This is a genomic window from Haloarchaeobius marinus (assembly GCF_051207415.1).
Lineage (GTDB): Archaea > Halobacteriota > Halobacteria > Halobacteriales > Natrialbaceae > Haloarchaeobius.
In genome coordinates, this window is the sequence record NZ_JBPKGD010000003.1 from 127,373 (window position 1) to 136,619 (window position 9,247).

Annotated in this window: 7 protein-coding genes; 3 read left to right on the forward strand and 4 right to left on the reverse strand. The window is 67.8% G+C overall.

Annotated elements, in window-relative coordinates:
• Positions 1-36 precede the first annotated feature (36 nt).
• Positions 37-1,878, reverse strand: coding sequence for an SLC13 family permease (locus ACSC1W_RS12610; RefSeq protein ID WP_435347831.1), 1,842 nt, complete (start codon positions 1,876-1,878; stop codon positions 37-39).
• Between the two features lie 98 nt (positions 1,879-1,976).
• On the opposite strand from ACSC1W_RS12610, the gene ACSC1W_RS12615 reads away from it, so the two are divergent.
• From ACSC1W_RS12615 to ACSC1W_RS12625, 3 genes are all read left to right on the forward strand, one after another.
• On the forward strand, positions 1,977-2,948 hold the full coding sequence (locus tag ACSC1W_RS12615) for a DUF5787 family protein (RefSeq protein WP_435347832.1): 972 nt from the start codon (positions 1,977-1,979) through the stop codon (positions 2,946-2,948).
• A gap of 210 nt (positions 2,949-3,158) precedes the next feature.
• On the forward strand, positions 3,159-4,055 hold the full coding sequence (locus ACSC1W_RS12620) for a DUF7351 domain-containing protein (RefSeq protein WP_435347833.1): 897 nt from the start codon (positions 3,159-3,161) through the stop codon (positions 4,053-4,055).
• Between the two features lie 181 nt (positions 4,056-4,236).
• Entirely contained in the window at positions 4,237-4,479 is a 243-nt protein-coding gene (locus ACSC1W_RS12625; protein ID WP_435347834.1) for a hypothetical protein, read from the forward strand.
• A 33-nt stretch (positions 4,480-4,512) separates the two neighbouring features.
• Here the strand turns inward: ACSC1W_RS12625 and ACSC1W_RS12630 are convergent, their stop codons facing one another.
• The 3 genes from ACSC1W_RS12630 to ACSC1W_RS12640 all read right to left on the reverse strand — a co-directional run bounded on the left by ACSC1W_RS12630 (position 4,513) and on the right by ACSC1W_RS12640 (position 9,187).
• Positions 4,513-5,337, reverse strand: a complete 825-nt coding sequence (locus ACSC1W_RS12630; RefSeq protein ID WP_435347836.1) for an MBL fold metallo-hydrolase — start codon at positions 5,335-5,337, stop codon at positions 4,513-4,515.
• Between the two features lie 65 nt (positions 5,338-5,402).
• On the reverse strand, positions 5,403-6,746 hold the full coding sequence (locus ACSC1W_RS12635) for an ATP-binding protein (RefSeq protein ID WP_435347838.1): 1,344 nt from the start codon (positions 6,744-6,746) through the stop codon (positions 5,403-5,405).
• A 101-nt stretch (positions 6,747-6,847) separates the two neighbouring features.
• Entirely contained in the window at positions 6,848-9,187 is a 2,340-nt protein-coding gene (locus ACSC1W_RS12640) for a flippase activity-associated protein Agl23 (RefSeq protein WP_435347840.1), read from the reverse strand.
• Positions 9,188-9,247 lie beyond the last annotated feature (60 nt).

Genomic DNA, 9,247 nt, shown 5'->3' on the forward strand with positions numbered 1-9,247 from the left:
GATAAACCCACCGTTTCGGGCCACGGCCGTCGGCGCCTATACCGGCCCCGGCGGCCAGAGAACGCCGATTCCGAGTGTCGTTACGACCGCCAGCAGTAGCTGCAGGGGTGCACCGACCCGGACGTAGTCAGTGAACCGGTAGCCGCCCGGGCCGTACACCATCAGGTTCGTCTGGTAGCCGATAGGCGTCATGAACGCCGTCGACCCGGCGAACGTCACCGCCAGCACGAACGAGAAGGGGTCAGCCCCCAGCTGGGTCGCCGCGTTGGCCGCCACGGGGACGAGCAGCGCGACGCTCGCGACGGGCGTGATGACGTTCGCGAGCAGTCCCGTCAGCAGGTAGAACATGCCCACGACGAGGAGCAACGAGGCGTCTCCCGCAGACAGCACGAGCTGGTCGGCGAGATAGCCCGCCGCTCCCGTCTCGCGGAGCGCCGTCGACAGCGGCAGGATACCCGCCAGGAGGAAGACGACGTTCCACGAGACGGCGTCGTAGGCGTCGTCGATGTCGAGACAGCCCGTCACGACCATCGCGACGACGCCACCCAGCGCCGTCACGACGATGGGGTAGGGACCGAACGCAGCGAGTCCGATGACCGCCAGCATGATTCCGACCGCGACCGGCGTCTTCGGCGACAGCGGCGGCTTCTCGGCGCGCCCGTGGACCGGGCCGCGCGTGACGAGGACGTCGTCGTCGTCGCCGAGCAGTTCCGCCGCCGTCGTCGTCGTGTAGAGCAACAGCGAGTCGCCTGCGGCCAGTTCGACCTCGCCGAGGCGGTCGTGTATCACCTCGTTCCCCCGGCGAATCGCCATGACGGTCGAGCCGTAGCGCTCCCGGAACCGGAGGTCGCGGAGGGTCCGTTCGGCGAGGTCCGACTCCGGCACGATGGCTATCTCGACGAGTTCGCCGCGGATCCACGGCGCGCTGAGGCTGTCGCCGGTGACCTCCTCCCGGGATAACTGCCGGAGATCGTACGCCTCGGCGAACCGGTTCACGTCCTGCAGGGTCGCACGGACGGTCAACACGTCGCCGGCCGCGATGTCCCGGTCGGTCGACGGTGCGATGAACACCTCGTCGTCCCGGACGAGCTGGAGCACGTCCAGGTCCAGGTCCATCGACCCGAAGGCGTCGGCGACGCGCTGGCCGACCAGGGCCGACGACTCGCGGACCCGCACCTGGGCGAGGTAGTCGCTGACCTCGTAGGTGTCCGTGACGTCGAGCGTCGGGGGGACCCGTTCTGGAATGAGTCGAGGGGCGACCGTCAGCAGGTAGAGGCTCCCGACGAGCAGGACGACGACGCCCAGCGGCGTGAGTTCGAACATCTCGATGGCCCCCCGCCCGGGGACGAGGTCCGACGCGACGAGGTCCGACGCGACGATGTTCGTCGCGGTTCCGATGAGCGTCAGCGTCCCGCCGAGCATCGCGGCGTACGAGAGCGGGAGCAGGAACTTCGACGGCGAGAGGTGGCTCTCGTCGGCGAGGTTGCGTATCATCGGGACGAAGACGGCGACGACTGGCGTGTTGTTGACGACGCCGGCGAGCGGACCGGTCGTCCCCACCGTCGCGGCGAGCACGCGATACTCGTCGCCGCCGGTCACGCGTGCGAGGAACGACCCCAGTCGCTCGACGGCGCCGGTCTCCTGGATTCCCTCGCTCAGCATGTACATCGCGATGATAGTCACCGTCGCGGAACTGGCGAAGCCCGAGATGGCCGTCAGCGGGTCGACCGCGGTCCACGGTTCCAGCACGACCAGCGAGACGAGCACCGCCAGCGCCGTCACGTCGGGCGAGAACAGTTCGGCGACGAACGACACCAGGGCGGCCGCAGTGACGGCGAACACCACGACCATCGGCATCGTCAGTTCCGGCGCTGCCATTGGATGACCTTCTCCCGTTGGCCAAAAATAGCTAGTCATCGGCGACCGGTCCTGGAGCGCGGAGACGGACTTTTACTTCCGCACCTCGAACCCCGACCGTGCGCGAATTCGGGTTCGAACAGGTACTCTGTGCGACGCTGGAGCGGGACGGCGACGACGTCCTCGCACGCCAGCTCGGCGGCGGGGTCCACGACGCCCGCCGCGTCCTCGACGTCGTCTGCGTCGAACCGGGCCCGTCGTTCGACGAACGCGCCGCGATCACCGACCGGACCATCCCACACGCCGCCATCGAGAGCGACGTGGGCCGGGGACGGGCGCGGGACTGGCGGCGCGCGGTCGACATGCCGACGGAACGGGCTCGTGGGGTCGTCGAGCGCGCCGTCGACGTCGGCTTCTTCGAGCGCGACCCGGGTGCAGGTCCCGAGCACGTCCGGCGAACCTGTCGCTACCCCTCGGACTGGTTCGACCGTCTCGTCGCCATCGAGAACAAACCGGACCTCGGCGCACCCGGCGACCTGGAGACGCAACTCCGCAAGGACGTCAGGCTTGGACTGGTCGACGAGGTCGTACTGGCCACTGCGAGTTACGTCACCGGGGCACACCTGAACCGCATCCCGGAGCAGGTCGGCGTCTGGGAGTTCGACCCCGAGACGCTGGACCGGACCGTCGTCCGCGACCCGACGCCGCTGCCCGTCGACGAGCCGGGCGTCGAACTCGTCGACGAGCACCCGGGCTGGACGGAGGTCGGCATCGCGACGGCGGGAGCCAAGGCACGCGCCCGGCGTCGCCTGGCCGAGCGCGCCTACGGCAAGGGCTGGCGGGTGTGTGAGTTCCCCGGCTGTGCGAGGGTACGCAACGAATCCGTCGCCGGTGGGCGTGGCGTCCCCCACTGCGAGTGGAAGGGTCGGGTCGTCGACCCGGGGAACGAGTGCGGGCCGGAGTGTCCCGGCTTCCGGTCCGCGGAGCCACCGTCGGTCGACGTGGCGGGTGAACGCGACCGACGGACTGCGTGGGTCCAGGACCCGGACGGACGGGCGCGACGGCAGGCCGGACTCGACCGGTTCTCGTGACCGGTCCGGTCGAGACGAAGCGAACAGACGGCACGCGACTGGCGCGGACGGGTGTGCCGTGCGACTGCTGGCCCGCCCGCGACGACTCGTCAGGGCACGCCGCCGTTGTGGCTGCTTCGCATTTCAACGTCCGCCCGCGGGTAGTGTAACTTCCGATACAAAAACCCGTTTCAGTGAACACTTTACTCGGTCGCCGTCGAAACCCGACGTATGAGCAGAGCGGACATCAACGAGTGCGAGGCGTGCGTCTCACCGGCAGAGGCGTTCTCGGTCGTGGGCAACGAGACGCGACTCTCCATCCTGGAGGCGCTCTGGCGTGCCGAAGAGCGACCCGTCAGGTTCTCCGAACTCAGAGAGACCGTCGGGATGCGCGACAGCGCCCAGTTCAACTACCACCTGCAACAGCTCACCGACCAGTTCGTCGTGAACACCGACGGGGGGTACGATCTCCGCTACGCCGGCAAGAAGGTCGTCCGGGCGGTCATCGCCGGCGAGTTCAACCAGAATCCGAAGTGGGGGCCTCACGAGATCGACGGCGACTGCGTCTCCTGTGGTGCCGCACTCGTCGCGACGTACGCGGACGAGACCATCACCATCGACTGCACCGACTGTGGCCACCCCCACGGCGAGTACCCCTTCCCGCCGGGCGGTCTGACCGACCGCGACCGCGAGGAGGTCATGCAGGCGTTCGACCAGCGAGTCAGGCACCTGCACTGTCTGGCGGCCGACGGCGTCTGCCCCGAGTGCAGCGGGAAGATGACAAGCCACGTCGGGCACGACGACGACTGCTGTATCGGTTCGGACCTCCGTATCGAACACGTCTGCCAGCAGTGCGGCCACTCGCTCTGCTCGGCCATCGGCCTCGTCCTGCTGGACCAGTCCGACGTGGTCCACTTCCATCGCGACCACGACGTCGACCTGAACTCCCGACCCTACTGGACGCTCCCGTGGTGCGTCTCCGACCACCAGACCACGGTCCACTCGGTCGAACCGCTCGACGTGACCGTCGCCATCGGACTGGGTGGCGAGGAACTCCGGGTCACCATCGACGACGACCTGCAGGTCGAGGACGTCGACCGACGGAACCCCGTCCCTGCCGACGACTGAGACCGCCCGCCGTTCGCCCTTCGTCGTCGCCGGGCACCCCACCACTATCCCTGCTGGCGACCCGTCCTCCCCGGATTCACGTCACGCCGACAGGTGAAGCGAATTTCAGTACGGCGAGCTACAGAAATGTTCTTCAGATTATACTTATTGCCGAACGGGTCCTACACTCGAACGAGAACCGATGCATACGACCAACCCACTCGGACGGCCGAACCGGCCGTCGAACGGACACCTGCTCGGACAGTTCCGGGGCATCGCCCTCGCACTGCTCGCGGTCACCACCGTGGTGCTCGCGGTCGCCACCGCCGTCACCCTCGTCCCCGAACTCACGCTGGCCGCCGGCCTCGCGGTCTGGGCGGCACTCGTGGTCGGCGTGGTCGCGGCCCCGTTCGGCCTCGTCCACGTCGTCGGCGAACTCCTCTGAGAACGCCGTCTTCTTTCCGCCGTCCGTCTCGGTCTACAGTTCGAACGTCTCGCCGTCAACGGCGACGTCGTCGTCGAACGCCTGCTCGACCGGGTAGAAGTGTGCAGCGTGGACGACCCGTGTCCGGTCGGCGTCGAGATCCTCGGCGAGTGCGAGCGCCCCCTCGTAGGTCATGTGCTTCGTGCCGAACGTCCGGTAGACGCCGTCGTCCGTGGCGTGGTCACCTCCCAGGGGGTGGTACTTGCAGAGGTCCGCCGGGACGATGCCGTCGGCGAGCAGGAGGTCCGGGTCACGGAGGACCTCGCGCGCTGGCTTCCCGACGGCGTAGCTCGTATCGCCGGAGAGAGAGAGTTTCGCGCCCGTCTCCGGGTCCACGATGGCCAGTCCGTAACAGACCAGCGGCGGGTGGACGACGGGGACGAGCGTCACTTCGAAGCCACAGGTCTCGAACGGTTCGAACGGCGACTCGGCGTGGACCGTCACCGCGTCGAGGTAGTCGTACTTGCGCGAGACGGTCTCGGCGACGCTCTCGCCGGTCTCGGGGTCCGTCTCGTCCGCCGCGAACACGTCGAGTTCGTCGAGCAACCGGTAGGCGTTGCCGAGGCCGTCGAGGTGGTCGAAGTGGATGTGGGAGACGACCGCTGCGTCCGGGAGCGAGACGTCGTTGTGGAGGAACTGGTAGCGGAGGTCCGGGCTACAGTCGACCAGCAGCGACTCGTCGGTGCGCTCGTTGTAGACGTGGACCGAAAAGCGCGTGCGCTCGACGCCGCGACTCCTGGCCTCCTCGCAGGTGTCGCAGTCGCAACCAGGGGTCGGCGTCCCCGTGGTGTCGCCCGTTCCGAGCAGCGTGACCAGCATCGTCTCCGCGTTGGCGGGCGGGGGCGAAAAAGGGCGCGGGTCGGTGACCGGGACGTCCTGCCGGGTCAGTGGTCGTGGTCGTGGTCGTGGTCGTGCCCGGACCCGTCACCCGCGATGTCGCCGCCGGCGACGAGTGCGTCGTGGTCGCCCTCAATCATGTCCATGTTCTTCAGGTTGTCGCGCTCCTCGAAGTCGGCGACTGCGGCCTCGAGGTCGTCCTGCGTGAGCGTCGTGCGCTCCTCGGTCAGCGCGTCGAGCACGGCCTCGCGCATGACCAGTCGGAGGTCGCTGCCCGTCAGGCCCTCGGTGATGTCCGCGATGGCGACGGGGTCGAACTCGTCGATCTCCATCGCCCGCGTGATGATGCGGAGGATGTCAGCGCGCATCCCGCGGTCGGGCTTGGGGAAGTTGACGATCTCGTCGAAGCGCCGCCAGGCGGCGGCGTCCAGCTGGTCGGGGTGGTTGGTCGCACCGATGAGCAGCACCTCGTCCTGGATGAGCGAGACGTCGTCGATGCTCTTGAGCAGGGTGTTCACCGCGCGCTTGATGGCGTTGTGCTCGTCGCCGCCGCGGGTCTTGGCGACGAAGTCGAACTCGTCCATGAACAGGATACACGGCGAGAGGCGCTTTGCCACCTCGAAGGTCTTCTCGACGTTCTTCGCCGTCTCGCCGAGGTACTGGCTGGTTATCATCGACAGTTTGACCTCGACGAACGGGAGGTCGAGTTCGTACGCCAGTCCCTTCGCGGCGGAGGTCTTGCCGGTCCCCGGCGGGCCGACGAACAGCAGTTTGCCGATCTCGCGCAGGCCGATCTCGGCGAGGTAGTCGCGGTGCTCGATGGCCTTGACGACCTTCTGGATCTCGTTCTCCTGCTCGTCGGTCAGCACGATATCGTCGAGGGTCTGGTCGATCTCCTCGGGCGCACGGATGTCGACGAGGTCCAGCATCTCCTCGTCCTCCTCGTCCTCGAAGTACTCCTCCAGCAGGGAGTCGATCCAGACGCGGTCGGCCTGGATCGGCCGGTTGCTCTCGCGTGCCTCCTCGTAGGTGACGCCGTCGACCTCGTCCTCGAACTCGAAGGCGAGCGTCGGGTTGCGACGGACCGTCTCCGGGTCGGTGCGTTCGAGGAACCACTGTTCGGCCATCTCCGGCTGGGTGAGCGTCAGTTTCCCGGAGAACTCGTCCCGGTCGGTGAACAGCAGGTCCGAGACGGCTTCCCACGGGTGTTCGATGCCGGTCGCCGCCCGGGTCGTCTTGTTCGTCACCGCTAACGGTCGCTCGACCGTCCCGTCAGTGTAGAATACGCGCCGGAACCGCGGCGGGAGGTCGTTCTCGTCCAGCTCGCGGTTCTCGGTGTAGACGGAGGCGGTCAACAGAAACTCGACGACCGAAAGCGCCGCGTTACTCATTCTCCGAAGGATTATCACCACATCTGCTTAAGACCGTCGGGTCGTCGGTATCGGACGAGACGGCCCGTCCCGGCGTCCGACGCGGTTGACGGCCGGGTCGGCTACGTCGCCGGCGGGCGAACTGCCGGACGTGCCAGGAGCGGCTGGACCGCACCACCCGGCAGCGCGACCCGGTCGGCCAACCACGACGGCGGGCGGAGCACGGTCGAGTCGGGAGCGATGGCCCTCGTCGCGGTGGGACCCGAGACGTCGGTCTCGACGGTCGCGTTCTCGGCCGGTCCGTCCAGGTCGTTCGACGCCGACAGGGCGGACTCGTCGATGTATATCATGAACGGCGTCCCCGGGCCGAGTTCCTCGTCGGTCCGGTTCTCCGTGAGGAAGCGCTGGAACTCCCGGGCCTCGTAGCCGTGGTCGAGCATCCAGCCGTGAATCTCCTCGGCGTCGTCCCCGTTGCTCCCGTTGCCCACTGCGAAGACGACCGACGGGCGCGTCTCGTTGAGTTGCGTGAGCGAGAGCGTCGAGTCGGTGACGAACGTCTGGCCGTCCGTCTGTCTCGCACGGTACTCGTACGTCTCGATGTACCACATCAGCGTCCGGCGGTCGTAGTACCCGCCCCCTGGCGCTATCTGGTCGTTGTCCGACTCGTTCGTGACGTAGTACTCGTTCCCGTAGAACATCACGTCGACGTGGTCTGGACCACCCCGTTCTCGCCCGATGCGTTCGACGTCGGCCAGCGTGTCCTTGAGGTCGGTGCTGGAGGACTGTGCGTACTGGATGACCTCGTTGCCGGGGTCCTGGTAGTCGACGTACACCATCGTCACCGCCGTCGCCGCGACGTTCCCGAACACGAGCAGGAGGACGAGTACCGTCAGGCCGACCCCGACGGCGTCCTCGTCCGTGAACGAGTCGAGTCCCCACCGGAAGACGATGGCGAGTCCGACGGCGGCCGGAATCGCCAGCGGGACGATGGAGTGGGCCGTCGCCCACCCGGCGCGGATGTCGGTCGCGATCGGGTAGCCGAGGACGCTGACGAACCCCCAGTACGACGCCAGTGCGACGAGGTCCCGCGGCCCGTCCTCGCTGTAGCGGTCGACGACGAACCCGACGACGGCGAACACACAGAGGACGAGTGCTGCTGCCCCGAGTACGTCGACGTAGTGCTCGAAGAACAGCAGGAACGAGTGGTCCTGGTGGCCCCCGCCGGCCCACACGTTCGTGAACTGCGTCCACGACCCGACGATGGCCTCGTGGACGACCGTGAAGAACATCTCCGGGTCGCCCGACGCGAGCTGGTCGAGCGAGTTCCAGAGGCCGATTCCCTCGCCGGCCTGCTCGGGACCGGGGAAGCCCGCGACCCTGTCTGCGTTGCCCGGCGGGTTGTCCGTGAACCCCCCGCCCCGTGGCGCGTAGAACAGCACGATGATGGCGAAGAACTCGACGACGAGCGCGAGCGCGAACGCGACCGATTTCCAGCGGGACTGCCACCAGTCGACGTGACGGTCGACGAGTTCGTCGCCCCGGGCGTCCATCGCGGCTGCAGCGGTTCCCTCGAGGTCGAACGGCACCAGCCAGTCGAGGTAGGCCACGAAGGTGCCCCACACGGTCGCGTCGTCCCGGACCGGCGCGCGGAACAGTCGGTGGTCGAGCAGGAGCGCGGCCGCCCCGAGCCAGCAGATGGGGTACAGCAGGGCGTTCTCCTTGGTCGTCATCGCCAGTGCGAACGTCGCGACGCCGGCGACGAGGTATCGCCGCTGGCGTTCGTCGTAGTACCGCAGGAAGAATCCGAGCGTGAACACGACGAACACGACCAGCGGGACGTCCTCGCGCATGAAGCGCGAGTAGTAGAGCAACACCGGGTTGAACGCCAGGAACAGGCCGAACGCGACGAGTTCGGTGTCCCGCAGGTGCTTCCGGTAGAGCCACGCCGCGAGCGGCATCGACGCGCCGAGCAGGGCGACGGCGACCCGCGACGTGAAGTCCGACGGTCCGAAGAACTGGAAGACGAACTTGTTCACGTGAAAGAGGAACGGCCCGTGGACTATGGGCCGGTACTCCCAGACGCCGGTCTCGAGGTAGCGGATTATCCAGTAGCCGACGCGGCCCTCGTCCTGGTGTGCGACGCGCTGGCCGAGCCAGACGAGTCGGGCGACCAGTCCGACGACGGTGATGAGGACCAGTGCACCCAGCGTGCGGTCGCTCGATGGCCACGGATAGCTGTCGGCGGCGTCGTCACTGTCGGCGTCGGTCACCGCCCGCTCGTCGCTCCAGTCGTCCTCGACGTCGTCTCCGGCAGTGCTCGCGCCGTCCGACACGGAGTCCTCGGGCCACGGCTCGTCGGTCGGCGGTGGCGAGTCGTCCGTCACCCCGGAGAACGACGACCCGTCGTCGGCCGGGGCGGCGCCGGTCGACTCGGTGGAGGGCTTCGATGGGTCGTCGGTCATTACTCGCTCTCAACGAGAGCGCGCCTAAACCCTTTTTGGGTTCCGTCGGGGCCCTGTCAG

Bases quoted from the DNA above. Each gene is read 5' to 3' on its own strand.
- ACSC1W_RS12610 (WP_435347831.1), bottom strand. From the start codon at position 1,878: ATGGCAGCGCCGGAACTGACGATGCCGATGGTCGTGGTGTTCGCCGTC.
- ACSC1W_RS12620 (WP_435347833.1), top strand. From the start codon at position 3,159: ATGAGCAGAGCGGACATCAACGAGTGCGAGGCGTGCGTCTCACCGGCA.
- ACSC1W_RS12625 (WP_435347834.1), top strand. From the start codon at position 4,237: ATGCATACGACCAACCCACTCGGACGGCCGAACCGGCCGTCGAACGGA.
- ACSC1W_RS12630 (WP_435347836.1), bottom strand. From the start codon at position 5,337: ATGCTGGTCACGCTGCTCGGAACGGGCGACACCACGGGGACGCCGACC.
- ACSC1W_RS12635 (WP_435347838.1), bottom strand. From the start codon at position 6,746: ATGAGTAACGCGGCGCTTTCGGTCGTCGAGTTTCTGTTGACCGCCTCC.
- ACSC1W_RS12640 (WP_435347840.1), bottom strand. From the start codon at position 9,187: ATGACCGACGACCCATCGAAGCCCTCCACCGAGTCGACCGGCGCCGCC.